Annotated in this window: 24 protein-coding genes and 1 tRNA gene; 10 read left to right on the plus strand and 15 right to left on the minus strand. The window is 70.8% G+C overall.

The window, feature by feature from the left end; all coding sequences use genetic code 11:
* Window positions 1-49: 49 nt before the first annotated feature.
* From ACZ6SA_RS15190 to ACZ6SA_RS15200, 3 genes are read right to left on the minus strand one after another with little or no spacing between them, the layout of a single operon-like run.
* Window positions 50-850 (minus strand): ABC transporter ATP-binding protein, encoded by an 801-nt coding sequence (locus ACZ6SA_RS15190; RefSeq protein ID WP_465828369.1) that lies wholly within the window; start codon window positions 848-850, stop codon window positions 50-52.
* A gap of 32 nt (window positions 851-882) precedes the next feature.
* Window positions 883-1890, minus strand: a complete 1008-nt coding sequence (locus ACZ6SA_RS15195) for a FecCD family ABC transporter permease (RefSeq protein ID WP_347642485.1) — start codon at window positions 1888-1890, stop codon at window positions 883-885.
* Window positions 1887-2960 (minus strand): FecCD family ABC transporter permease, encoded by a 1074-nt coding sequence (locus ACZ6SA_RS15200; RefSeq protein ID WP_443151957.1) that lies wholly within the window; start codon window positions 2958-2960, stop codon window positions 1887-1889. Before ACZ6SA_RS15200 ends, ACZ6SA_RS15195 begins: the two co-directional genes overlap by 4 nt.
* 87 nt (window positions 2961-3047) lie before the next feature.
* Between ACZ6SA_RS15200 and ACZ6SA_RS15205 the strand changes: the two genes are divergently transcribed.
* Window positions 3048-4055: an ABC transporter substrate-binding protein gene (locus ACZ6SA_RS15205; protein ID WP_465828372.1), complete on the plus strand. Its 1008-nt coding sequence runs from the start codon at window positions 3048-3050 to the stop codon at window positions 4053-4055.
* A 12-nt stretch (window positions 4056-4067) separates the two neighbouring features.
* Here ACZ6SA_RS15205 and ACZ6SA_RS15210 read toward each other — a convergent pair whose 3' ends face one another.
* Both ACZ6SA_RS15210 and ACZ6SA_RS15215 read right to left on the minus strand, forming a co-directional pair.
* On the minus strand, window positions 4068-5321 hold the full coding sequence (locus ACZ6SA_RS15210) for an ArgE/DapE family deacylase (protein WP_347642482.1): 1254 nt from the start codon (window positions 5319-5321) through the stop codon (window positions 4068-4070).
* A gap of 60 nt (window positions 5322-5381) precedes the next feature.
* On the minus strand, window positions 5382-5786 hold the full coding sequence (locus ACZ6SA_RS15215; protein WP_347642481.1) for a DUF1349 domain-containing protein: 405 nt from the start codon (window positions 5784-5786) through the stop codon (window positions 5382-5384).
* A gap of 85 nt (window positions 5787-5871) precedes the next feature.
* On the opposite strand from ACZ6SA_RS15215, the gene ACZ6SA_RS15220 reads away from it, so the two are divergent.
* The gene (locus ACZ6SA_RS15220) at window positions 5872-6192 is read left to right on the plus strand and encodes a GroES family chaperonin (RefSeq protein WP_181958388.1); all 321 of its coding nucleotides are present in this window, start codon (window positions 5872-5874) and stop codon (window positions 6190-6192) included.
* On the opposite strand, the gene ACZ6SA_RS15225 is transcribed toward ACZ6SA_RS15220, so the two are convergent.
* On the minus strand, window positions 6187-7161 hold the full coding sequence (locus tag ACZ6SA_RS15225; RefSeq protein WP_465828374.1) for a hypothetical protein: 975 nt from the start codon (window positions 7159-7161) through the stop codon (window positions 6187-6189). The two genes, ACZ6SA_RS15220 and ACZ6SA_RS15225, sit on opposite strands and share 6 nt — an antisense overlap.
* A gap of 47 nt (window positions 7162-7208) precedes the next feature.
* Window positions 7209-7670 (minus strand): TIGR02611 family protein, encoded by a 462-nt coding sequence (locus ACZ6SA_RS15230; protein ID WP_347642479.1) that lies wholly within the window; start codon window positions 7668-7670, stop codon window positions 7209-7211.
* 148 nt (window positions 7671-7818) lie between these two features.
* Between ACZ6SA_RS15230 and ACZ6SA_RS15235 the strand changes: the two genes are divergently transcribed.
* Genes ACZ6SA_RS15235 through ACZ6SA_RS15245 form a run of 3 tightly spaced genes read left to right on the plus strand, consistent with a single transcriptional unit; the run spans window position 7819 to window position 9805 of the window.
* Window positions 7819-8739 (plus strand): phosphotriesterase family protein, encoded by a 921-nt coding sequence (locus ACZ6SA_RS15235; protein ID WP_347642478.1) that lies wholly within the window; start codon window positions 7819-7821, stop codon window positions 8737-8739.
* A 34-nt stretch (window positions 8740-8773) separates the two neighbouring features.
* Window positions 8774-9169, plus strand: coding sequence for a PPOX class F420-dependent oxidoreductase (locus ACZ6SA_RS15240; RefSeq protein WP_347642477.1), 396 nt, complete (start codon window positions 8774-8776; stop codon window positions 9167-9169).
* Between the two features lie 9 nt (window positions 9170-9178).
* Window positions 9179-9805 carry a P-loop nucleotide/nucleoside kinase family protein gene (locus ACZ6SA_RS15245; protein WP_347642476.1) on the plus strand — a complete coding sequence of 209 codons (627 nt, stop codon included), beginning with the start codon at window positions 9179-9181 and terminating at the stop codon, window positions 9803-9805.
* Here the strand turns inward: ACZ6SA_RS15245 and ACZ6SA_RS15250 are convergent.
* The 3 genes from ACZ6SA_RS15250 to ACZ6SA_RS15260 form a co-directional block, all read right to left on the minus strand.
* The gene (locus tag ACZ6SA_RS15250) at window positions 9787-10569 is read right to left on the minus strand and encodes a putative hydro-lyase (protein ID WP_347642475.1); all 783 of its coding nucleotides are present in this window, start codon (window positions 10567-10569) and stop codon (window positions 9787-9789) included. The two genes, ACZ6SA_RS15245 and ACZ6SA_RS15250, sit on opposite strands and share 19 nt — an antisense overlap.
* A gap of 131 nt (window positions 10570-10700) precedes the next feature.
* Entirely contained in the window at window positions 10701-10937 is a 237-nt protein-coding gene (locus ACZ6SA_RS15255) for a hypothetical protein (protein WP_347642474.1), read from the minus strand.
* The gene (locus ACZ6SA_RS15260; protein WP_347642473.1) at window positions 10934-11161 is read right to left on the minus strand and encodes a DUF6158 family protein; all 228 of its coding nucleotides are present in this window, start codon (window positions 11159-11161) and stop codon (window positions 10934-10936) included. Before ACZ6SA_RS15260 ends, ACZ6SA_RS15255 begins: the two co-directional genes overlap by 4 nt.
* A 96-nt stretch (window positions 11162-11257) precedes the next feature.
* Here ACZ6SA_RS15260 and ACZ6SA_RS15265 point away from each other — a divergent pair, with 96 nt between their 5' ends.
* Both ACZ6SA_RS15265 and ACZ6SA_RS15270 read left to right on the plus strand, forming a co-directional pair.
* Window positions 11258-12190 carry a LysR family transcriptional regulator gene (locus tag ACZ6SA_RS15265; protein ID WP_465828378.1) on the plus strand — a complete coding sequence of 311 codons (933 nt, stop codon included), beginning with the start codon at window positions 11258-11260 and terminating at the stop codon, window positions 12188-12190.
* A gap of 84 nt (window positions 12191-12274) precedes the next feature.
* Complete coding sequence (locus tag ACZ6SA_RS15270; RefSeq protein WP_465828380.1) at window positions 12275-13714, plus strand: S1 family peptidase; 1440 nt, start codon at window positions 12275-12277, stop codon at window positions 13712-13714.
* Between the two features lie 131 nt (window positions 13715-13845).
* Here the strand turns inward: ACZ6SA_RS15270 and ACZ6SA_RS15275 are convergent, their stop codons facing one another.
* Window positions 13846-14370 carry a histidine phosphatase family protein gene (locus tag ACZ6SA_RS15275; RefSeq protein ID WP_347642470.1) on the minus strand — a complete coding sequence of 175 codons (525 nt, stop codon included), beginning with the start codon at window positions 14368-14370 and terminating at the stop codon, window positions 13846-13848.
* A gap of 259 nt (window positions 14371-14629) precedes the next feature.
* Here ACZ6SA_RS15275 and ACZ6SA_RS15280 point away from each other — a divergent pair.
* Window positions 14630-14703, plus strand: a tRNA-Ile gene (locus tag ACZ6SA_RS15280).
* A 219-nt stretch (window positions 14704-14922) separates the two neighbouring features.
* Here ACZ6SA_RS15280 and ACZ6SA_RS15285 read toward each other — a convergent pair.
* The 3 genes from ACZ6SA_RS15285 to ACZ6SA_RS15295 all read right to left on the minus strand — a co-directional run bounded on the left by ACZ6SA_RS15285 (window position 14923) and on the right by ACZ6SA_RS15295 (window position 18641).
* Window positions 14923-15945, minus strand: a complete 1023-nt coding sequence (locus ACZ6SA_RS15285) for an integrase core domain-containing protein (RefSeq protein ID WP_465828382.1) — start codon at window positions 15943-15945, stop codon at window positions 14923-14925.
* A gap of 229 nt (window positions 15946-16174) precedes the next feature.
* A complete protein-coding gene (locus ACZ6SA_RS15290) occupies window positions 16175-17074 on the minus strand; it encodes an NAD(P)-dependent oxidoreductase (protein ID WP_347642468.1) in 900 nt (299 codons plus the stop codon).
* A 55-nt stretch (window positions 17075-17129) separates the two neighbouring features.
* Entirely contained in the window at window positions 17130-18641 is a 1512-nt protein-coding gene (locus tag ACZ6SA_RS15295) for an MFS transporter (protein WP_465828384.1), read from the minus strand.
* 159 nt (window positions 18642-18800) lie between these two features.
* Here ACZ6SA_RS15295 and ACZ6SA_RS15300 point away from each other — a divergent pair, with 159 nt between their 5' ends.
* The gene (locus ACZ6SA_RS15300; protein WP_465828386.1) at window positions 18801-22073 is read left to right on the plus strand and encodes a BTAD domain-containing putative transcriptional regulator; all 3273 of its coding nucleotides are present in this window, start codon (window positions 18801-18803) and stop codon (window positions 22071-22073) included.
* Here the strand turns inward: ACZ6SA_RS15300 and ACZ6SA_RS15305 are convergent.
* Window positions 22058-22672 (minus strand): STAS domain-containing protein, encoded by a 615-nt coding sequence (locus tag ACZ6SA_RS15305; protein WP_465828388.1) that lies wholly within the window; start codon window positions 22670-22672, stop codon window positions 22058-22060. The genes ACZ6SA_RS15300 and ACZ6SA_RS15305 overlap by 16 nt on opposite strands.
* Here ACZ6SA_RS15305 and ACZ6SA_RS15310 point away from each other — a divergent pair.
* Window positions 22671-23303 carry a carbonic anhydrase gene (locus ACZ6SA_RS15310; RefSeq protein WP_347642464.1) on the plus strand — a complete coding sequence of 211 codons (633 nt, stop codon included), beginning with the start codon at window positions 22671-22673 and terminating at the stop codon, window positions 23301-23303. The genes ACZ6SA_RS15305 and ACZ6SA_RS15310 overlap by 2 nt on opposite strands.
* The last annotated feature ends 112 nt before the right edge of the window (window positions 23304-23415 follow it).

Genomic DNA, 23415 nt, shown 5'->3' on the forward strand with positions numbered 1-23415 from the left:
GGTGGCGAAAGGCGGCGCACCTGGTGGAGGCGGCGGCCGAAGGCGCTTGTCAGGCGGAGGCGGTGACGCGGCGGCGGGCCTCCGGGACGATCAGCGGCGTGGCCGTCTGCGGGTCCTGGATGATCTCGCAGCGCAGGTCGAACACCTGCCGCACCAGCTCCGGCGTGACGACGTCGCCCGGCTCCCCCTCGGCGACGATCTCGCCACCGCGCATCACGATCAGGTGGGTCGCGTAGCGGCAGGCCTGGTTCAGGTCGTGCAGCACGGCCACCATGGTCCGCCCGGCCTCGTGCAGGTCGGCGCAGAGGTCGAGCACCTCGATCTGGTGGGAGATGTCCAGGAACGTAGTCGGCTCGTCCAGCAGCAGGATCGGCGTCTCCTGCGCCAGCGCCATGGCCAGCCACACCCGCTGCCGCTGGCCACCCGACAGCTCGTCCACGATCCGGTCGCCTAGCTCGGTCACGTCGGTGGCGCGCATGGCCTCGGTCACCGCCCTCTCGTCGGCCTTCGACCACTGCCGCATGAGCCGCTGGTGCGGGTAGCGGCCGCGGGCCACCAGGTCGGCCACGGTGATGCCGTCGGGCACGATCGAGGTCTGCGGCAGCAGGCCGAGCCGCCTGGCCACCTCCTTCGACGGCAGCGAGGTGATGACGCTCCCGTCGAGGTGCACGGCGCCCGTCCTGGGCTTGAGCATCCTGGCCAGCGCCCGTAGCAGGGTGGACTTGCCGCAGGCGTTCGGACCGATGATCACGGTGAAGGACTCGTCGGGGATCGACACGTTCAGGCCCGTGGCCACGACGCGCTGGTCGTACGCGAGGGTGAGGCTGGTGCCGGACAGGCGGGAGGCCATCAGCGGAGATCCTTTCGCCGGGGCGGTGGCCATCAGTGGCGGTCCTTTCGCAGGAGCAGGACGAGGTAGGTGCCGCCGATGGCGGCGGTCAGCACGCCGACGGGCAGCTGCGTGGGCGCCAGCAGCCGCTGCGCGGCCAGGTCGGCGGCGGTCAGCAGGACGGCGCCGGTCAGCGCCGAGGCGCCCATCGTCACGCCTGGCGAGCGGGTGAGCCGCCGGGCGAGCTGGGGCGCGGCGAGCGCGACGAAGATGACGGGGCCCGCCGCGGCCGTGGCCACCCCGGACAGCAGCACCCCCGCGGCGATCGCCACCGCGCGCACGGCCTCGACCCTGATCCCCATGGCCCTGGCCGCGTCGTCACCCATCTCGATCATCCGCATGGGCCGCGACACGTACGCGCTCACGGGCAGCAGCACGGCCAGCGCCAGCGCCACGGGCCCCGCATGGTCCCAGCCGCGCCCGCTCAGGCTGCCCGTCAGCCAGGCGCCCGCGGTGGCGGCGTCGTTGATGTTCGCCCGGGTCAGCAGGTACGAGTTGACCGCGAGCAGCAACGCGTTCGCCCCGATGCCGACCAGCACCAGCCGGTAGCCCTGCACGCCGCCCCGGTAGGCCAGCGCGTAGACCAGCACGGCGGTGACCACGCACCCCGCCAGGGCGCCGCCGGCGATCGTCATGGCGGAGCCGCCGGCGACCACCGCGATGATGCCGCCGGTCGACGCCCCGGCCGTGAAGCCGATGAAGTCGGGGCTGCCCAGCGGGTTCCTGGTGAGGCTCTGGAAGATCGCGCCGCTCAGCCCGAACGCCGCCCCCACCAGCAGCCCCGTCACCACCCGCGGGGCGCGGAGCTTGCCGACGATCAGCTCGGCGACGGGTGTGCCCTGGCCGAAGACCGCGGTGACGATGTCCGGTACGGGCACCGTGTACTCGCCCGTCGCCAGGGCCGCCACGCTCACCGCGCAGGCGAGCACGACCAGCGCGGCGCCGACGAGCAGGGCGCGGGGCGCGAGCCGTACGGACCAGGATCCGACGCGGATGGTCACAGCGCCGCCACCCGCCTCCGCCTGGCCAGCATGATGAAGATCGGCGCGCCGATCACCGCCCACACGATGCCCACCTGGACCTCTCCCGGCCGCGCGATGAGCCGGCCCGCCACGTCGGCGGCCAGCAGCAGCACGGGCGCGGCCAGCGCCGAGTACGGCAGCACCCACCGCTGGTCGGGCCCCACCACCGCGCGCACGGCGTGCGGCACGATCAGCCCGACGAACCACAGCGGCCCCGCGGCGGCGGTGGCCGCGCCGCACAGCAGCGTGACGGCGACCCCGGTGAGGATCCTGGTGCGGTTGACGGCGACGCCGAGCGCCCTGCCCGCGTCGTCGCCGAGGGCGAGCGTGTTGAGCGGCCGGGCCAGCATCAGGCCGAGCACCAGGCCGGCGGCCATAAACGGCGCCAGCCGCGCCAGCGTGTCGGCCGTCTGCCCGGCCAGCGAGCCGGTCAGCCAGAAGCGCATGCGGTCGAAGGTCTGGGAGTCCATGCGCAGGATGGCCGAGGCGATCGCCGTGCACACCATGCCGAACGCGACGCCCGCGAGCGTCAGGCGTACCGGGCTGGAGCCCGAGCGGCCGGAGGAGGCGAGGGCGTAGACGGCGGCGGAGGCCAGCGCCGCCCCGCCGAACGCGAACCACACGTAGACGGCGGGGTCGGAGAGCCCGAACAGGCCGAGCGCCAGCGTGACGCCGAGCGCGGCGCCTTCGTTGATGCCCAGGAGCCCGGGGTCGGCGAGCGGGTTGCGGGTCAGGCTCTGCATGAGCGCGCCCGCCAGCCCCAGGGTGGCGCCCACGCCGATGCCGAGCAGCGTGCGCGGGACGCGCAGCTCGCGGATGACCGTGTGGTCGTTGGAACCGTCGGGGGCCAGGAAGGCGTCTATCACGGTGCCGAACGACACGCCGCGCGCTCCCAGCGCCACGCTGGCCATCGCCATCAGTGCGAGCACCCCCACCGCGACGACCAGCCCGGTGGCCAGGATCGCGGGCCGCCCTTTGCGGTCGCGGGCGGCGCTCGCCTCCTCACCGGCCCCGGCGACCGGTACGGCCGTGTCTTCAGCCGGACGCACCCGGCCCCCTCTCGTAGCGGTCAAACTTAGGCAAGGCTAATCTAATGGCCTGTAAACAAGGCAAGCCTAACCACGGAGGAGATGCAGATGTCGGGACCCGTACTGCCGCGCAGGGGTTTCCTGTCGGCCACGGCAGGCCTCGCGGCGGCCCTGACACTCGCGGCGTGCGGAGGCGGCACGGAGACGGCCCCCACCGCGGCGGGCTCCTCCGCGCCGTCCGGCCAGGGCTGGTCGTTCACCGACGACCGCGGCAAGAAGCTGGAGCTGGCCCGGCCACCTGCCAGGATCGTCGCCCAGGTGGGCTCGGCCGCGGCTCTGTGGGACTTCGGCGTGCGCCCCATCGCCGTCTTCGGCCCGCACAAGCTCAAGGACGGCACCAAGGACCCGCAGGTCGGCAACGTCGACATCACCAAGGTCGAGGGCCTGGGCAACGTGTGGGACGAGTTCAACGTCGAGAAGTACATCTCCCTCCAGCCCGAACTCCTGGTCAGCAGCATGTACGTCAAGGGCACCCTCTGGTACGTGCCCGAGAAGTCCAAGGACACCGTCGAGCAGGTCGCCCCGACCGCGGGCATCATGCTCACCGGCAGGAGCGCCACCGAGGTGATCGGCACGTACGAGGAGCTGGCCACGTCGCTCGGCGCGGACATGTCGGGCGTGCCCGAGGCCAAGGCCCGCATGGAGGCCGCCACCGAGGAGCTCGCGCGGTTCAGGGACCTCAAGATCCTCATGATGTCCGGCGGCCCCGACCAGATGTGGGTGGTCAACCCGCCCGAATATCCGGACATCGTGCACCTCACCGCGGCCGGGCTCGACGTCGTCACGCCGTCGAAGGTGGACGACGGCGGCTTCTTCCAGACCTTGAGCTGGGAGAACGCCGACACCTACGACGCCGACGTGATCCTCTACGACACGCGCACCCAGTCGCTCAAGCCGGAGGAGATGCTGAAGAAGCCCACCTTCGCCAAGCTGCCCGCGGTCAAGGCGGGCCAGTTCTACCCGTGGCGCGCGGAGGTGCCCTTCAGCTACCAGGGCTATGCGGCGTTCCTCGAGGAGCTGGTGGCCAACCTGAAGAAGGCCCGCCCGCTCGGCTAGCCCCGCCGGGGGTCAGCGCGCTCCGCAGCGGCGCACCGCGAGCAGGGCCAGCGCGCGCGTGACGTCCAGCAGCTCGCCCAGCGCGACCTGCTCCCTGGGGGCGTGCGCGAACCGCACGTCTCCGGGGCCGTAGTGCAGCGTCGGGATGCCGCCCGCCGCGTAGAGACGCAGGTCGCTGCCGTACGGCGCCGCCGACTCCACCGGCACGGCGCCCGTCGTGTCGGCGACCGCCCGGCTCACCTCGCCGAGCAGCTCGTGCCCCGCGGGCAGCCGGCCGCTGGCGAACTGCCCGCCCGGCCACGTCACCACCGGCGGGTTGGCCCGCAGCCAGGGGTGCGCGACCCGCGCGACCGTCTCCTCGAACACCGCCCGCGCCGCGGCCGGGTCCTCGTCCAGCCGCACCCCGAGCCGCCCCTCCGCGACCAGCAGGTCGGGCACGGTGCTGGCCCAGTCTCCCGCGCGCACGGTGCCGATCTCGATCGGGTACGGCAGCGCGGTGCCGCGGAACAGCCCGGGCACGTCGTTGTTGCGCGCCGCCTCCAGCCGCCTGATCGCCTCGAACACCGGCCAGAACACCTCGACCGCGTTGACGCCCTCCTGGCGGGTGGCGCCGTGGGCGGCCAGCCCGGCGATCTCCAGCCGGAACGTCAGCGCGCCCGCGTTGGCGGTGATGACCGCGCCGCTGGTCGGCTCGCTGATGACCGCGGCCTCGGCCGTGTGACCCCTGGCCAGGGTGGCGAACGCGCCCAGCCCGCCGTCCTCCTCGCTGATCACGCAGTGCACGGCCAGCGGCCTGACCAGCCGGATCCCGGCCCGGTGGATCGCCCTGGCCACGGCCAGGTTGGCGACGAGCCCGGCCTTCATGTCGCACGCGCCCCTGCCGTGCAGCACGTCACCGCTGATCCTGGCGGCGAACGGGTCGCTGCCCTCCCACTTGGCGAGGTCGCCGGTGGGGACCACGTCGACGTGACCTTGGAGCGCCAGCGCGGGGACGCCCTCCCCCTCGGTCACGGCCACGACGCCGTACCCCTCGGTTCGCGGGGCCTCGGTGCCGGGGAAACCGGGGCGGTCGCCGAGCTCGGCGAGGTCCAGCTTCCACACGTCCACGTCCATGCCCGTGCCGGCGAGCAGGCGGGCGTAGTGGTGCTGCAGGTCCGACTCGGCGTCGGTGCCGGTGACGCTGGGGACCCTGACGGCTTCAGCCAGCAGGTTGACCGTCTCCGCCGTGTCGATGGCGTCGAGTACGCGGGCTTCTACGTCGTGCACGCTGCATTGTCGCATGCCGCCCGTGTTGTCTCGTTCGGGGTGTTCGTCTGCGGGCGGCGTTCAGCAGCCCTCGGCCCGCACGTCGCTGAAGCGCACGGCGAAGCCCTCGCCCGCGGGGGCGGCGGCCATGGCGCCGGCCATCGCGGGCCGGCCGGGCGGGAAGTGCGCCAGGCGGAGCATGGTCTCCGGCGGGTCGCCGTCGAGACCGTAACGCACGGTGACCGCGTCGCCTGCGCGCTCGAGCGTGACCGTCACCCGCTGCGCCGCGCGTCCGAGCGGGAGCACCGACCAGTCGGAGAACTCCCTGGTCACGACCGTGCTGAGGTGGAAGCCGCCGTCGACGTATTCCACGCCGGCCTTGATCCAGTGCTGCTCGTCGATCCGCAGCACGGCGCCCGCCTGGTCGTACTGCTCGGCGTAGTCACCGGTGAACGTGACGGAGAGCAGCAGGTCGCCGGGCGCCACGATCCGGGCGCCCCGGTAAGCGCCCCCGTGGCGGGCGGCGGCCGACCTGGAAATCGGGCGTCCGGCGGATCGTAAACTTGGGCCTGTGGAAGAGCCCAAGTTCGAGATTCAGATGCTGCACGACCGGGTCATGATCAGCATGGAGCAGGAGGCCGGGGAGCGGCGCAGCGGCTCCGGGATCGTCATCCCCGCGACGGTCAAGATGGCCAACCGCCTGGCCTGGGGCGAGGTCTGCGGCGTCGGCACGAACGTGCGCTCGGTCAAGGTCGGCGACAAGGTGCTGTTCAACCCGGAGGACCAGTCCGAGGTCGAGGTGCACGCGCGGGTCTACCTGGTGATGCGCGAGCGCGACCTGCACGCGGTGGCCACCCAGGAGACCGACCACGGCACCGGCCTCTATCTATGACGCCGGCGACGTCCTGACGAAGGAGAGCCAGAGGTCGGCGTCCCACGTCCTCGCGGGCACGTCGGCCAGCACGCGGGTGACCTTGCCCTTGAGGTCGAGCACCGCCAGGCGATAGGCGTCCTCGTGCGCGAGGACGGCGATGACATGCTCGTCGTCCCACCAGCCCCACACCGCGCGCGGCGCCGCGCCGACCCGTGCGGCGACCTTTCCCGTGGCGGAGTCGATCAGGCAGAGCTGCTCCCGGAAACGCTCGGGGCACCACGTGGCCAGCCGCTTGCCGGATGGGGAGAAGGCGTCCTCAGGGCCGGTCGGCGGGCCCGCGTCCGCGTACGTGCGCATGACCGCGCCGTCGGACGCCCGATAGACGCGCAGGCCGGCGCCGTGCCTGGACACGAGCCGGCCGTCGGGGCTCCACCAGAAGCCGGCGTTCGCGCTCAGGCCCGCGATCCTGACCGTGCGGGCGGTCTTGGCGGCCACGTCCACGACCGCGAAGCCGAGCACCCGCCACGTGCCGCTCACCTTCTGCTCGACCGTGAGCGCGACCTGCCTGCCGTCGCGGGACCAGGAGGCGTAGGAGGCGGTCATGGGTTTCTTGACCGTGCGGATCGTGGTGGTCTCGCCGGTGGCGCGGTCGGTGACGAGGAGCGCGTCGTGGCCGGATCGGTACGCCCTGGGCACCCCCGCCGCCAGCCGTCCGCCGGGCGAGACCGACACCTCGGAGAGGGTCTTCTGCCGGGCGAAGGCGTTGCCGGTGGCGGATTTCAGATAGGTGTCCCGGGTGCCGAGGCCGTAGGCGGTGAGCCGTACGGGATCGCCCGCTTTTTCGCGATAATTCATGCCGCCTGTGCCGGGAAGCTCCAGGTCTGCCCGTACGGCTGCCGGTGCGGGCAGGGACGCGGCCGGCGTGGGCGGCGCCGCGATGGGGGTGGGAAGCGTCAGGGACAGCGCGATGGCGATGGTGGCGATCACGCCCGCAGAATAGGCACGAATCCGCGGGAATTCCGGCGTGATGCCGACTAGGTATGCACGTAGTTCAGCGCGAACCCGATGACGTCGAAGCCGACCGTGCGCAGGCCGAGATAGACGATCAGACCCGCTGCGGCCAGGGTCACGGCGAGCACCACGATGCGCACCGTCCAGCCCTGCCGTTTGTACCACTCCGTCCAGGCGTGCAACACGCGCTTGCCGAACTCCAGCAGCTTGTGCGCCCAGTGGAACTCCGTGGCCAGCACCGCCAGCCCGGCGAACACGACCAGCCACCCCGGCCCGGGGAACGGCACCATGATCAGCCCCCCGACCACCATGACCGTCCCGATCACGCCGACCACGATCTTCAGCGTCAGCGCGCCCGTACGGGTCGAGCGGATGCCGTCCAGCCAGCCGTGGATCCCCCTGCGCCGACCAGGCATGCCGGACCGATCGGCGGCCCTCCGCTTGATCACGTCGGCGTCGCCGGTGTCGGAGCTCTGAATCGTCACATTTCCCCCCGGCAGTCGGTGTGCCCCCCAGGATACGGTGCTGCCCTCAGCCACACTTGCAGACGGCTAGCAAATCACCAAACCCGCAAACGGGTAAAATCTCCTGCTAGAGCAGGCTCTCACCGGCAAATATCGGTTAATGTCTGCTATGCCCGACGTATTGCTCCGCACTGTCACCGGCCCTGTACGCGCGGCCTCCATCGAGGGCGCCGTGCTCCCCCATGAACACCTGCGCACCGACATGCGCTGGGCGGTCGGCATCGACTCCGACCCGCACCGGTGGCTCGACGAGGAGGCCACCGTCACCGCGGAGCTGCGCGAGCTGCGGCAGTCCGGCGGGCTCTCCCTGGCGGTCGACCTGACGTGCCTGGGCATGGGCCGCGACGCCGGCACCCTGGCCCGGGTCGCGGCGGGCAGCCGGGTGGCCGTGATCGCCTCGACCGGCCTGTTCGCCGAGCCGTACACGACCGTCGGCGACGCCGACGTGGACGCGCTCACCGGCCTGCTCATGGAGGAGATCTCCAGCGGCGTGGACGGCACGGGCGTCTTCCCCGGCGTGATCGGCGAGGTCGGCTGCTGGGGCGCCGAACCCACCCCCCGGGAGGAACGGTTCCTGGTCGCCGCGGCCCGCGCCTCGCTCCGCTCGCGCCTGCCGGTCGCCACGCACGGCAGGAACGCCCTGTCGGTGCTGGAGATCCTGCTCGGCCAGAACCTGCCGGGTTCCCGGGTCGCCGTCGGTTACGCGGGCGCCGAGCCGGCCGCCGCCAGGAAGATCGCCGAAGCGGGCGCGTACGTGAGCCTCGGCACTCTCGGGCTCGCCCGGCGGCACGGCCCCGACCAGGCGGCCAGGATCGCGCTCGGCCTGATCGAGGACGGACTCGCGGACCGCCTCCTCCTCAGCACCGGGCTGAGCCGGGTGGCGCAGACGCGCAAGTACGGCGGGCCCGGCTACGCCCACCTCTTCCACGACCTGCTGCCGCGCCTGCGCGACGCGGGCACCGGCGAGGACACCCTCCGCCTGATCACCCACGACAACCCGCTGCGCTGGCTGACCTCCGGGCTTACTTGACCTCCACCTATGTCAAGGTTGCAGACTGCTGTGCATGATCTTCACGCAAGCGGAACTCGACTACCTGTCCACCCAGCACCTCGGCCGCCTGGCCACGGTCGCGCCCGACGGGCAGGTGCAGAACAGCCCGACCGGGTTCTTCGTCGACGCGGCCACCGGAACGATCACCATCGGCGGGCACGCCCTCGGGAAGTCGAAGAAGTTCAGGAACATCCAGGCGGGCAGCACGGTCGCGTTCGTCGTGGACGACCTGGCCACGGTGGATCCCTGGGTGCCGCGGGGCATCGAGATCCGCGGCACCGCCGAGGCCCTGACGGACCACGAGCCCCCCGTGGCGTTCTTCTCGAGGGAGATCATCCGGATCACTCCCACCAAGATCATCTCGTGGGGTGTGGACGGGGCGCGGAAGAGCCGTACGGTGCGCCCCTAAGCTGATCGTATGGCTTCGGTGTGGGTGGTCAGCGGGCCGCCGGGCGCGGGCAAGTCCTCGGTGGCCGCCGCGCTGCTCGCCCGGCTCGACCCGGTGCCCGCCCTGCTCGACAAGGACACCGTCTACGGCGACTTCGTGGCGCGGGTCCTGCGCGGCCACGGCAGGCCCGACGGCGAGCGCGAGGGCCCCTGGTACGACGAGAACGTCAAGCGCTTCGAATACGCCGGCCTGACCAGGACCGCCAGGCAGATCCGCGGTCACGGCTGCCCGGTGCTGCTCGACGGCCCGTTCACCACGCAGGTGCACGACGCGGCGCGGTGGGCGGAGTGGGTGGCGGAGCTGGGCGGGCCGCCGGTGCGGCTGCTGTGGGTCCGGTCGGACGGCGCGACGCTGCGCGAGCGCCTCACGGCCCGGGGGTTCGCGCGCGACGCGGGCAAGCTGGCGGCGTTCGACGCCTACCTGCGCGACATCCGGGTGGACGAGCCGCCCGTCGTGCCCCACCTGGAGATCGACAACCGCCGGGGCGCGCCGCCGATCGCCGAACAGCTCGCGGCGGCGGGGATATCGGCGTCGCGTTCCGGAGATCACGGGGTCACCCGATGGCGGACGGAGGGGGATCAGGAGGCGACCCGATAGTCGTCGTCCCGCGCGTCCATGATCGCCATGTGCCCCGGCAGGTGGCCGATCGCGTACTCGACCCCGCTGGCCATCACCACCGCCTGGGGCGTCACGCCGCACGCCCAGAACACTGGCGTCTCCCCCGCCCGCACCTCCACGGGGTCGCCGAAGTCGGGGCTGGCCAGGTCGCCGATCCCGAGCGCCGCGGGATCGCCCACGTGCACGGGCCCGCCGTGCACCATCGGATAGCGGCCGCTCACCTCGACGGCGGTCCTCACCCGATCCTCCGGCACCGGACGCATCGAGACGACCAGCGGCCCGGACAGGCTGCCGACGGCCTGGCAGGGGATGCCGGTGACGTACATCGGCACGTTCGTCCCCAGCTCCAGGTGCCGCACCGGCACCCCGGCGGCCAGCAGCGCCCGTTCGAAGGTGAAGCTGCAGCCGATGAGGAACGGCACCAGGTCGTCGCGCCACTCGGCCACCACGTCGTCGAGGTCGGCGACCGCCGCGCCGTCGCGGTAGAGCCGGTAGCCGGGCAGGTCGGTACGCAGGTCCCCGGGGAACAGGCGGGTGGACCAGGCCCCCGGCTCACCCACGTCGAGGACCGGGCACGCCTGCGGGTTGAGGTGGGCGAACAGCAGCAGGTCGTAGCCCAGCCGCTCGGGCACGGCGATGAGGTTGGCCTGCGTCCAGCCCCGGCACCAGCCCGCGGTGGGCACCCGCTCGCCGGCGCGGAAGCGCTCTCGCGCCTGCTCGGGACTCAGGTCGGCGACGTCCACCTCTTGACGTTATGACCCCCGCGCACCTCGGTCCATCACCGCGCTCGCCACGTGATGTTGTGATTTCCGGGGTACCGGGTGGCGGCGCGGCCAGATGTGTCCCTGGCCGCCGGTGCGCGCGCGGGGCCCCGTCAGTATTCGACCTCGAAGGTGTGCGGGCCCAGCGCGTACCCTTCGCCCTTGGGCACCACGTAACCGTGCTCGATGAGTCTGGTCAGGCTCCCCCGCACGGCGTCCTCGTCCAGGCCGGCCGTCCGTACCAGCCTGGCGAGCCCCGCGCCGCCGTGCTCCACCGCCTCGGCGGCCACGGCCTCGTACACGTGGATGTCCACGTCCGACAGGGACTGGACATCGTGGCCTTCCGTCATGATCGCTGCCTCGCTCCCTCCCTCAGCCGCATCGGATCGATCTCGCGCTCGGGGTAACGGCGGAGGTATTCGGTCTCCAGCTCGTCGGTACGCGACGTGTGCGTCGCGAGAGCGTCGTCCGACCCGTGGAAGAACGTCTCACTCCGGGTGGCGTGCAGTTGCCGCAGCTCACGAAGCAGATCGTCGTCGCTGAGCTCGCCCGCGTCTATTCCCATCGTCGTCATGGGCTCCCTCTACCCCGGAAGACCAGCAACAATATCTGTCACATTTCCTGACATTTAGGCATTGTTTGTAAGACATCGCCGCCTTACCTTCCCGTTATGGACCTCGAGCTCAGGCACCTCAGGATCGTCCGCGCGGTCGCGGACGCGGGAAGTGTGAGCAAGGCCGCGTCCCTGCTCGGGCTGGCACAACCGGCCCTCACCGCCCAGCTCAAGCGCATCGAGAGGGTGCTCGGCGGCGCCCTGTTCGAGCGCGACCGCCGCGGCGCCCGGCCCACCCGGCTCGGCGAGCTGGTGCTCGCCAGGGCACGCGTGCTGCTACCCGCAGCCAAGGAACTCCAGGACGAAGCGCTGCGTTTCGCCCAGGCTCCCTCCCCCGGCTTCCGCATCGGCTCCACCAACGGCCCCATACTCGGCGGCCTGGTCGACCGCCTCGCCGCGGAGCGCACGATCAGCACGTTCACCTCCTGGTCGGCGCACGAGCTGAACAGCATGGCCGAGCTCGGCCGCCTCGACTACGTGCTGACCGGCGCCTGCGGCGACTCCGGCAACCCCACCGGCTCGCTGCTGTGGGAGACGATCAGCGTCGACCCCGTCTTCTGCCTGGTGGCCGAGAACCATCCCGCCGCCAAGGAGAAAGAGATCGAGCTGGCCGAGCTCGCCGAGGAGCAGTGGGCGGTCACGCCGGGAGACGGCTGCTTCGCCGACTGCTTCGCGATGGCCTGCGCCAGGGCCGGTTTCACGCCCGGCACGATCTACGAGACGGACGTGCCGACGTGCACGCACCTCGCGCAGGTCGGCCGCGCCGCGGTGTTGTGCCAGGCCACCCACCAGCCCGCCCAGGGCCTGGTCATGGTGCCGCTGGCCGGCGCGCCGCTGCGCTGGCGGCAACTCCTCGGCCGCCACCCCACCGCCCCCGACGCCGCCTGGGTGGCGGCGCAGGCGAAACAGGCCCACATGGACGCCGTGCGCAAGAGCCCGGTCTACAACGACTGGCTCGTACGTAACCCGGGATATGGAACAGCTCCATAACGCCGCGATAGGGGCAAGCTAGTACTCCTCCGCTTCTGAGTTCGCCGTTACCTTTACGGCACCCCCAGCAGCAAGGAGATCCCCGTGCTCCGAGCCCCCGCGCTGATCGCCGTCGCGATCGGCGCCTTGGTCGTGACCGCGACCCCAGCGGCAGCGGCGAAACCCCCCTCCGGCGTGGTCGACGCCATCCAGCGTGACCTCGGCATCACCAAGGAACAGGCGATCAACCGCCTCGCCAACGAGTCCCGCGGCAATGCCGCGACGCCCACCCTGCGCAAGAGGCTCGGCGACGACTACGCCGGCATCTGGTACGAAGGGGCCGAAAGCGCCCTCGTCGTCGCCAGCGTCGACCCCTCCGACACCGCCGAAATCACCCGCGCGGGAGCGCGAGCACGCATCGTCACCCGTACGTTCGCCCAGCTCACCCAGGCCAAGGAGAGCCTCGACAAGGCCGCACCGCCCGCCACCGTGCACAGCTGGGCCGTCTCGCCCCAGGACAACGCGGTCGTCGTCCAGACCAGCGACGAAGCGGCGGCGCGATCGTGGATCGCCTCCAGCGGCGCGGACGCGGAAACCGTGAAGTTCGAACGGTCCACCGAACGCCCGCGCCCGTTCTACGACATCCGCGGCGGCGACGCGTACTACACCTCGGAAGGCTACCGGTGCTCGATCGGCTTCGCGGCCAGGCGCGGCAGCCAGCTCGGCTTCACCACGGCCGGCCACTGCGGCGGCACCGGCGTCACCACCACCGGGTACAACCGGGTCGCGCAGGGAACCTTCCAGATCTCGTCGTTCCCGGGCAACGACTACGCCTGGGTGGCGACGAACTCCAACTGGACCGCGCCCGGCGTGGTCAACGGCTACAGTGCCGGCACCCTCCCCGTACGCGGCTCGACCGTCACCCAGCCCCAAGGCTCCGTGTGCCGCTCCGGCTCCACCACCCAGTGGCACTGCGGCACCGTCACCGCGCTGAACGCCACCGTCAACTACCCGGAGGGCACCGTGTCCGGACTGACCCGGACGAACGTGTGCGCCGAAGGCGGCGACTCGGGCGGCTCGTTCATCTCCGGCGACCAGGCCCAGGGCATGACCTCAGGCGGCTCCGGGAACTGCAGCTTCGGCGGCACCACGTACTTCCAGCCCCTCGGCGAACTTCTCTCCGTGGGCGGCCTCACCCTGATCACGTCCGGCGGCGACCCGGACCCGCCGGAGGGCTGCCAGAGCTACGAGGACACCTACACGGGATCGCTGAGCGGGAACCAGAGCGCGTACCAGCCGAACGGCTCCTACTACCAGGCCACGACCTCCGGCACCCACGCCGCCTGCCTGGACGCGCCCGACGGCACGGACTTCGACGTGTACCTGCAGAAGTGGAACGGCTTCTCCTGGACCGTGGTGGCCAGCGGCGACAGCCCGAACGCCGACGAGACCGTCACCTACAACGGGACCGCGGGCTACTACCGGTACCGCGTGCACGCCTACAGCGGGTCCGGCGCGTACACGCTGGGCCTGAACCGGCCGTGAGCACCACCCCCGAGGCCGCGGGCCGGCGAGCGCCGGACACCGACACCTGAGACCCGAGGGCCGGCGAGTGCCGAGCAGCACCCGACATTCGCCGGCCCTCCCCCTCTCCCCGGCGCTCGGGCGCGAACGTTCTAGGCCAGCTCGAACTCCCACCCCGGCCGCCACTCGAAAGAGCCGACCAGATCCTCCAGCGACGTGCCGTGCAGCAGGTTCCGCAACGCCCAGAGATTCGCGGTGTGCGCCACCACCAGCACCGTCCGCCCCTGCCACTCCGCCATCACGTCCCGCAGGAACGCCGCCGTCTCGGCGACCACCTGCCGGTAGCTCTGCCCGCCGGGCCACGGGGTGTCGATGTGCCTGCTCCGCAACGCCGCCACCTCGTTCACCGGCCGCCCGTTGTAGATCCCGTAGTCGCATTCCCTGAGCCGCCGGTCGAGCCTGAGCTCCTTGCCGTCCCCGAAGGCGATCTCCGCCGTCTGCACGGACCGCCGCAGGTCAGACGAGTAGACGACGTCGACCTTCCGCCGCCGCGCCCCCAGCTCCACCGCCTGAGCACGCCCGAGCGCCGACAGCTCACCCGGCAACCATCCGGTGGCGATGCCCGTCTCGTTGTCCACGGTGGTGGAGTGGGTCTCGTAGATCAGTCTGACAACCACGCCCAGACCGTACCGGGCTTACCTGCGTACCTGCTGGGAAAGCCCGCCCGGCCCGCGGTCGCGGTGCTGGAGGGCCCGGCCGGGACCCGAATATGATCGCCTCAGGCTCCACCGACACGTCCGGGCGTGGAATGATGTGTGCGGGGATGTCTCCCGTCCGGCCGGGCACCACAAGCGGTTCCCATGCTCTAGCCTTAGCATGCGCGAGGCGGCGGCATGATCCTCTCGGCGCCCACCGCACGTCACACAACTGAATCCAGGGGCGGTAGCTCAGCCGGTCAGAGCATCGGACTCATAATCCGTGGGTCGTGGGTTCAAGTCCCACCCGCCCTACTCTTGTCGACCAGCCCGAACCCCCGCTTGACCTGCGCTGTTGCGCCCGGGGTGGGGGTTCTTCATGTCCGACTGTCTACGGCTTTCGCCGATCGATTGCGGGTGGCTCTCCCCAATGCGCCCCCACGATCATGGATAACAGTCGCCCTTCAGCGCCTAACCGCGGAGGGTGTCTAGGCTTAGGGACACTGTGCCTGCCGAAAATTACATCCATGCAGTTCAAGCGGCGTGTGAGTACTCGTGGAGGACCCCGCCAAGTCGGTCCCGTCTGCGTACGCTCAGCTCGGTGATTCGCGTCGGATCCGTGATCGGGTCTGGGCCGGTGCGCAGCGGGGCTGCCTGATCCAGGGCTTGGTGAGCGCGGTGCTCGTTATAGAACCGCTCGTACTCACGCAGGGCGTGACGCAGGTGGTGCTCGTTCCACAGCAGGCAGCGGTCGAGCAGCTCGCGGCGGCACGACTGCACCCACCGCTCCATGACCGCGTTCATCCGCGGCACCCGGATCCCAGTGAGCACGGTCCGGATGCCGGCCTCTTCCAGGTCCATCACGAGGTTCTTCATCGCCTGGACGACCCAGACCGCAGTCGGGCGGGCGGTGGTGCCCAGCACGCGGACGCGGCTGCTGGCGTGCTCGATGACGGCCAGGATGTACTGGCGCTGCCCGGTGCGGGTGACGGTCTCGATGAAGTCGCAGGCCAGCAGCGCATCGGCCTGGGAACGCAGGAAGTCGCCCCAGGTGGCCGACGCCCGCTCAGGAGCAGGATCAACGCCTTCCTGCTTGAGGATCTCCCACACAGTGGAGGGCGCGACCGTGATACCGAGCGTGGTCAGCTCACCGTGCACCCGCCGATATCCCCAGGACGGGTTCTCCCGGACCAGGCGCAGGATGAGAGCACGGATGGAGCGGCCCGTGGGCGGGCGCCCCGGTCGCTTGGGCTTACTGATACGGGCGTGCCGCCGCCTGACGAGATCGCGGTGCCAACGCAGGACAGTGTCCGGGCGGGCGATGAGCCGCAGCTGGTGCAGCACCTCGCGGGGTAGGGAGGTCAGCAGGGCGGCGAGGAAGGCACGGTCCTCGGGGTCGAATCTCACCCTGATGCCGGCGCCGAGCTGCCGTTCAAGAACGGTGATCTGGTGGCGGAGAGCGAGGATCTCGACGTCCTTGTTCCGATCGCCCATCGGCAGCAGCCGCAGCGCGGCGAAGATGTTGGTGACAGCGAGATAGGCCAGACGAAAGAGCACAGGCGATCATCATGCCGCACTCCGAGCGGCTGGGGATCACATGCATCAGGTAATCTCCAGCAAGGCCATGACCCGGCCGGATGACATTATCGGCAGGCGCAGGGTTCTCCACGCACACAACGAGGCCAGGATCGCCGATGCGGCGGTGAACCCCGGCCCTGCCCTCTCGGGGCAGGGCAGCCTCGGGACGCCCCAACTCGAACCACTTGACGCCGCCCGGGAGAAATCCTCAGCGTCGCTTCGCGAGCAACTCAAACAAACTCGAAAAGCCCTGTTCGCCGTGGCCGCCGGCGATTCGGTTATCCATCAGTTCCTTGACCTGCCGCATCCGCACGGCTTCCACGCCGAGGGAATCCCGATGGCTGATCATGTCGTCCATCACTGCGGCCTGGACATTGAGCGAACCAAGATCTGGCGGGTATTCGCCACTCTTGACCGCCTTGCCCATCGAGAGCAACAACGGCGGGTAAGCGACCACCGAGCCGGCGATGCGCTCGGCGAACTCCGCCACGTCGACCCCTTCGGCCTGCACCAGCCTGAGCGCGTGCAGAAAGCCGATAAGCAGCTCGTAGGCCACCGCGACCTGGGCCATGAATTCCACGGCGGCCAAGCCGGCGTCTTCGCCGTGGTACGCGATGCTGCCCAGCACCTGCAGCGTCGACTCGTGGGCTTCGAACGCACTGCGGGAACCGCTGAACGGGAACATGATGTTCGGCGTGCCCACATACGGAGGGTCTCCCATGATCTTGCCGTCGAGGTACTCGGCGCCGCGCTCACGTGCCCAGCGCTCGTTCGCCCGCGCCTGACCGGGGGAGCAACTGGTGAGGTTCACCAGCACCTTGCCTGCGACCGCGGCATCGACGGAACCCAGCACTTCGTCAACCGCTGTGCTGTCGAGCAGACAGACCACGACGAGCGGGCTCGCCGCCACCGCTTCCACGGTCGTCGCGGCCGCTGTGGCACCGGCGTCAGCGAGCGGCGCACTCTTGCTCGCGGTCCGGTTCCAGACCGTCGTGCGATATCCACGGTCGACCAACGTCCTGGCGATCGCCGAGCCCATGTCACCGAGACCGAGCACGGTGACCTGACCGGCCGCGGCAGTTGGGCCGTCGGTTGTCGTTGTTGTCATGATGTTCCTTTCCTTGCCGAGCGAATACGTTTCTCGGTGCTGGTCGTTTGCCTGCTCAAGGGCTCTCGGCGGGCTGGAGCGGCTTGTCTCCCCGAGAGGGCTGCCCGCTGCTGTCGGTGACCGCCCTGCGCAGCGCGGTCAGGGCGATGAGCGCGGTGGCGGCGGCGAAGGCGGCGCAGACAACGGCGACCACGTTCAGCCCGCTGGTGTACGCCTCCCGCGCGCCGGCAAGGAGTTGCCCGGCCACCGAGCCGGTGAGGTCCTGGGCGGCCCCGAGCGCCCCTTCGAGGCTATTGCGCACGGTCTCGGCGTCGGCCGCCGGCACACCGTCCGGAACGGTCACAGAGCTGCGGTAGACGATCGAGCCCAGGCTGCCGAGAGTGGCGATGCCCACGGCTACGCCGAGATGGCTGGCGGTCTCCGAGAGCGAGGCGGCAGAGCCGCTCTTCTCCGGCGGCGCCGCGCTGACGATCAGGTTGGTGCCGAGCGCGCCAATCGGGCCGGTGCCGAAGAACGCGATCACGAAGCCGATGACCAACAGTGGCAACCCGCCGACCGGGTCGACGAACGCGATCATGACGTAGCCGGCCGCCGCGACGGCCAGACCCACCGCGATGACAGCCGCCGTGGAGAACCGCTTGGCGAGGCCGGGGGCGAGCTGCGCGGAGACGATGGAGGCGATCGCGGAGGGCACCATCCACAGGCCTGCGTGCATCGGGGAGAGCCCCTGCACCATCTGCAGAAAACCGGTGATGAACAGGTAGCTGCCGGCGACGGCGACCATCAAGATCACCTGGATCAGCAGCGAGGCGGTAAAGGCACCGTTGCGGAACAGCGTGACGTCCACCACCGGATGCTCGAGCCTGCCCTGCCGCAACACGAACAGCGCGCCCATGATCAGACCGGCCAGGGCGACTGCGACCGGCATGACGTCGAAGCCATATTTGGCGATCTCCTTGATGCCGTAGATGACGGGCAGGATCCCCGCGAGCGAGAGGACGACGCTGATCAGGTCGAGCTTGCCGCCGACGGGGGCCTTGTACTCGGGCAGGAGCATCGGTCCGGCGACGAGCAGGATCAGCATGACCGGGACACCGAGCAGGAAGGCCGAACCCCACCAGAAGTGCTCGAGGAGCAGGCCGCCGACGACCGGGCCGAGCGCGGTGCCGACCAGGAAACAGCTCGCCCACAGCGCGAAGGCCCGGCCGCGCTGGGCTGGATCGTGGAACATGTTGCCGATCAGGGCAAGCGTGGACGGCATGATCGTCGCCGCGGCGACCCCGAGCAGCGCACGGCTGACGATCAGCATCTCGGCGCTGCCGGAGTAGGCGGCCAGCAGGGAAGTGACCAAAACGGCAGCGGCACCGATCAGCAACAGTCTGCGGCGGCCGATCCGATCACCGAGAGTACCCATGGTGACGAGAAAGCCGGCCATGAGGAAACCGTAGATATCCATGATCCACAACATCTGGTTCCCGGTGGGCCGCAGCGCCTCCGCCAGCGAGGGGAGTGCCAGGAACAGGACACTCTGGTCCAGCGACAAAAGCAGGGTGGGCAGGGCCAGCACGGCGAGCCCGGTCCATTCCCTGGCCCCTGCCTTCGGGGTGACATCGGACATCTCAACTCTCCTTCGCGATGCGCTCGTATACAGCGATCACCATGCACATGGCCGCTCCCGGACCACTCTTGGTGCGCTCTTGGTCCACCTGGCCGGTAGCGTGAGCGCATGCGTTTCGGGGTGCTCGGTCCGTTGGAGGTGTGGACGGCCTGGGGCGATCCGGTGCGGGTTCCGGAGCTCAAGGTTCGTGCTCTCCTGGCGTGCCTGCTGGCGCACCAGGGACGCCCCGTCTCCGCCGATCGGCTCATCGACGAGCTCTGGCGCGGCGCATTACCCGCCAATCCGACCGGCGCGCTGCAGAACAAGGTGTGGCAGCTGCGGCGGGCGCTGGAGAGCTCGGAGCCGGACGGCCGTGCTCTCGTCGCCTGGCGAGGGCAGGGCTACCAGTTGCTGGCCGGCCCCGACGCTGTGGATGCGGGCCGGTTTCAGGCCCTGGTGGCCCGCGCGCGTACGATCGCCGACCTGCACGTGCGCGCCGGCCTGCTGGCGGACGCGCTGGCGATGTGGCGAGGCCCGGCGTTCGCCGATTTCGCCGACGAGGAGTTCGTCCGCGCTGCCAGGCAGCGGCTGGAGGAGCAGTGGCTCAGCGCTCTGGAAGAGCAGGCCGAGACCCGTCTGGAGCTGGGCGAGCACGCGCTGGTCGCCGACGAGCTGGGCGACCTGGTTGCGTCACACCCGCTGCGGGAGCGGCTGCGCGCCGCCCACGTGCGGGCGCTGTATCTCGCAGGGCGGCAGAGCGCCGCGTTGCGCAGCTACGCGGAGCTGCGCGAGCGTCTGGCCGACGAGCTCGGCCTGGATCCCAGCCCTGAACTGGCGGCGCTGCACCAGGCGATCCTCACCCAGGATCCCGGGCTGAACGCCGCTCTCCCGCCTGTCACCAGCGCGGCCCGTCTGGCGACGAACATCCCCGTCACGCTGACCGAGCTGATCGGCCGGAGTGAGGCCATTGACGAGCTGCTGGAGTTGCTCGGCACGCGCCGGCTGGTGACGCTGACTGGCTCGGGCGGGGTCGGCAAGACTCAGCTCGCGCTGGCGGCCGCCGCGCGGGTGGGCGCACGGTTCCCGGGCGGGGTGTGGCTGGTCGAGTTCGCCGCGCTGGACACCGTCCCCGGATCGGGCGTTCCAGGCCGACCCGCTGTCTCGGCCGCGACGCAGGTGCAGGAGGCGGTCGCTGCGGTCCTCGGCGTACGCGACCACTTCGCCTCCCGTCCGCGGCCGTTGACCGACCGGATGGCGCAGGCAATCGGCGGCCAGCCGACGCTGCTGGTCTTCGACAACTGCGAGCACGTGGTCGAGCCGGTCACCGAGCTGGCGGAAGAGCTGCTCACAATGAACCCGGGCCTGCGGATCCTGGCCACCAGCCAGACCCGGCTCGGCGTCACCGGCGAGCATCTGCGCGAGGTTCTGCCACTGCTGAGTCCCGAGCCGCCGACCGGCCTGTCCCCCGAGGCGCTCCTGCGGTTCAGCGCCGTGGAACTGTTCGTGACGCGGGCGACGGCGGCCGCGCCCAACTTCGTCCTCGACGAGTCCAACGCCGCGGCGGTCGCCTCGATCTGCCAGCGGCTGGACGGCGTTCCCCTCGCTCTGGAGATGGCTGCCACACGCGTACGGGCGCTGGGCGTCAAAGAGCTGGCCGCGCGGCTCGACGACCGCCTGCACCTGCTTGCCGCCGGGACACGCACCGCCCCGGCACGGCAACGGACGCTGCGTGCGATGATCGACTGGAGCTGGGAACTGCTGGGCGAGCAGGAGCGTGCGGTGCTGCGGCGGCTGGCCGTGCACGCCGACGGTTGCACCCTCGCCGCGGCCGAGGAGGTCTGCGCCGCCGACGACCTGGACCGCTTCGCGGTGCTCGACCGGCTGGTCCGGCTGGTCGACTGCTCGCTGGTGGTGGCGACCGAAGACGTCGAAGGCCTGCGCTACCGCCTGCTGGAGTCGGTCACCGCCTATTGCCTGGAACGGCTGCGTGAGACGGGGGAGTTGGAGGATCTCCAGCGGCGCCACCGGCGCTACTACACGAGCCTGGCCGAGCGCGCCGAGCCGCACCTGCGCGGCCACGAGCAGCGGCAGTGGCTGCGCAGTCTGGACACCGAGAACGCCAACCTGCGCACCGCCCTCGACAGTGCCGTACGCGCCCACGACGCCGAAAGCGCGCTGCGCCTGGCCAACGCGCTGACCTGGTACTGGCAGCTGCGTGGCCGCAACCACGAAGCTGATCGCGCACTGACCTCGGCGCTGTCGCTCGGCGCCCCGCCGGCCATACCGGTGGCCAGGGCCACCGCCTGGCGGGGTGGGTTCCGGCTGGCGCTCCGCGGCAGCGCCGACCCGCGCGGCGAGTACGAGGCCGCGCTGGCCCCGTACGAGGAGATCGACGACCCGCAGGGCCGGGCACGAGCGCAGTGGTTCGTCGGCTCCAATCTGTACGGCGTGGGCGATCTGTCGCAGAGCGAGGACCTGCTGAATCGCGCGCTGGAGACGTTCCGCTCGAGCGGCGACCGCTGGGGTACGGCGGCGGCACTGAGCACGCGAGCGTTCTACGCGAAACTGCGCGGGGATTTCGACATGCTGCGCCGTGACGGCGAGCAGAGTCTGGCGATGTTCCGGAAACTGGGCGATCAGTGGGGGCAACTCCAGGCCATGGTGCCGCTGGCGACACTGGCGGAGATCGTCGGCGACTATCCGCACGCCAGGCGGCTCTTCCGCGACGGGCTGCGGATCGCGGAAGACCTCAAGCTGTGGCCACAGGTCTCCTACCAGCTCGCCGGGCTCGGCCGGATCGCGCTGCTCCTGCGCGACTACCCACAGGCGCGGGAATTCCACGAGCGCGCGCGACGGCTCGCGATCGAGCAGTCGGACACTTTCGGTGAGCAGTTCGCCGAAATCGGGCTCGGCCTGGGCGCCCGACGGGAAGGCGACCTCGACACCGCCGAGACCCACATGCGCAGCGTTCTAGCACTGCACCGGAAGGCGGGATACGAGCCAGGCATGCCTGCGCTGATCCTCGCGGAGATGGGTTTCATCGCCGAACTACGGGAGGACCCGCACCTTGCTCGGGAGCTCCAGCTCGACGGCCTGGCCACCGCACGGTCCACCGGCGATCCACGCGCGGTGGCCCTGGCCCTGGAGGGGCTGGCAGGAGCCCAGGCACTGGCAGGTCACGCCGACCACGCGGCACGGCTGCTGGGGGCCGCCCACACCGCGCGAGCCTCGGTAGGCGTGCCGCTGCCCGAGGGAGAACGAGACGACGTCGACCGCATCACCAGGCGCGCACGGCAAGCCCTGGGTGACGCCTCATACGACGCCGCGTTCGCACGAGGGGCCACGCTGCAGCCCGAAGAGTGTCCTGACCACCTGTTCAGCGCCGCTCAATGCGAGGAATGATGGGCGAGCGCGCTGATGGGCGCCGGCCACACGTTGAGGACATGTGCTTGCGGTGGTGGTCGCTGCTTGCAGGCCAGTTCCAGCAGGTCCGGCACGCGTTTCACCTGGCGAGGGATGCGCCGGAGCTGGGCGCTGCGGCTGCCTCGGGTGACGTCGGCCAGTGACCGAGTGCCGGTCACGTCGGCGAAGGTGACGCGGCCGACGTCGATGACGACGTGGGCGTGCTGATGCCGGGTCTGCGTCAGGGTGGAGCGGACCGCCTCGCTGTTGGAGGCGTCGATCTGGCCGTCGAGCCGGATCAGCGACGTATCAGGCGTCCGGACACGGGTGATGTGCAGGATGTCGTCGTCATAGAGGGCTCGAGCGGCAGGGTCTGACGCGGCGGGAACGGGGTGGGGTTCGACATCGTGCCTCCTGCCACGATGGTCGGTGGCCGAGCATGGTCGGTGCTGGGCCGGACCCAGCAGTGTCCAGAATACTGGAAGCAGATTTCCGGCATCGAGTGGGCCGCGTTGGTGGAGCCCGAGCGCGTGGGCGCGTACGGCCGGCGTCGGGACGGTGCGTGGGCCGTGGCCTGATACCCAGTAGCCTGCGGCCATGACCGAGATCCTGAGGCTGACGCCCGATGATGCGTTGGCGATGCTGCTGGAGGGTAACCAGCGCTTCGTCGCCGGCACGCCGGAGCACCCCAACCAGGATGCCGCCCGCCGCGCCGAGACCGCGCCGGCGCAGAGCCCGTTCGCGGTGCTGTTCGGGTGCTCCGATTCCCGGCTGGCCGCCGAGATCATCTTCGACCGGGGCCTGGGTGATCTGTTCGTGGTCCGCACGGCCGGGCACGTGGCCGGCACCGAGGTGCTGGGCAGCATCGAGTTCGGGGTGAGTGTGCTGGGCTGCCCGCTGGTCGTGGTCTTGGGCCATGAGTCGTGCGGAGCCATCGCGGCGGCCTGCGCCGCCGCCGACGGCGGCAGCACCCCGGCCGGGTTCGTCCGTGACGTCGTCGAGCGGGTGATGCCGAGCGTGCTGGCGGCCCGCGCCGCCGGACACGATCAGGGCGAGCAGATCCTGCATGAGCACATCCGGCACAGCGCCGGCCTGTTGCTGGAGCGCTCTCGGGTCCTGGCGGAGCGGGTGGCCGATGGCCGCCTGGCGGTGGTGGGCCTGTCGTATCGGCTGGCTGATGGCAGTGCGCGGCTGGTCGCCGCGCATGGCCTGAGCGGGGCTGCGGTCTAGATAGGCGTCTGGGTGGCGGCCCCGGATTGCCTGGGCGAGCAGGGCATCGCACGTGCCCGGGCAGAGGCTGGGCCCTGAATGGGTGGTGGCGCTGCCAGGCTGCTCTACCTTG

This window comes from Nonomuraea sp. NPDC049378 (genome assembly GCF_055586745.1).